Origin of the sequence: Lysinibacillus sp. GbtcB16 (genome assembly GCF_019091145.1) — a bacterium.
Taxonomy (GTDB): domain Bacteria; phylum Bacillota; class Bacilli; order Bacillales_A; family Planococcaceae; genus Lysinibacillus; species Lysinibacillus fusiformis.
Window position 1 is genome coordinate 1 of record NZ_JAGXJV010000912.1, and the last position, 233, is coordinate 233.

Consider the following 233-nt stretch of genomic DNA (forward strand, 5'->3'; position numbering starts at 1 on the left):
TGACAGTGATCTTCTGTCTCTTTCTCTTCTTCACGAACTTGCTCTAACTCTGTTTTACCTAAACTAATTAATACACTCTCAATACGCTCGCGTGAGCATGTGCAATTAAATTGAACATCCATTGTTTCTAATACTTTTACTTTATCTTCTCCAAGAACTGCATATAGTAGCTCTTCCGGAGAAAGTCCTTGTTCAATCAACGTTGCTACAGGTGGAATCTTTTGTAAACGGTC

At 37.8% G+C, this 233-nt stretch carries 1 protein-coding gene; it reads right to left on the reverse strand.

Features of this window, described 5'->3' with window-relative positions; all coding sequences use genetic code 11:
* The coding region (locus tag KVT27_RS26285) for an Hsp33 family molecular chaperone HslO (protein WP_217582343.1) at positions 1-233 on the reverse strand (233 nt) is incomplete at both ends.